Annotated in this window: 1 protein-coding gene; it reads right to left on the minus strand. The window is 65.7% G+C overall.

Translation table 11 applies throughout. From position 1 onward, the window contains the following. On the minus strand, positions 1–382 hold a 382-nt coding region (locus I59_RS09085; protein WP_022903602.1), incomplete at both ends, for a ubiquinol-cytochrome c reductase iron-sulfur subunit.

The following is a 382-nucleotide window of genomic DNA, read 5'->3' on the forward strand; positions in this document are numbered from 1 at the left end:
AGTTGGGGGAGGGGACGTGCGGCCGGTCCGAAGATGACCTCGCAGTTGTTCGAGACATCGAACGTCGACTGGTGGCACGGGCAGAGCAGGTGGTGCGTCTGCTGTTCGTACAGGGCGACCGGGCACCCGACGTGGGTGCAGATCTTCGAGTACGCGACGATGCCGTCGTACCCCCAGTTCTCCTGCCCCTTGGCGGGGTGGAGGTCCTGCGGGTCGAGGCGCATGAGGAGGACGGCGGCCTTGGCCTTCTCCTCCAGCATGTCCTCCTTGTCGAGCATGCCGTCCGGGATGACGTGGAACACCGAACCGATGGTCACGTCGGACGCCTTGATCGGCAGACCCGTCGGGTCCTTCGTCAGGCGTGTGCCCTTCGCCCACATGG

Origin of the sequence: Curtobacterium sp. B8, from assembly GCF_000333315.1 — a bacterium.
Taxonomy (GTDB): Bacteria; Actinomycetota; Actinomycetes; order Actinomycetales; family Microbacteriaceae; genus Curtobacterium; species Curtobacterium luteum.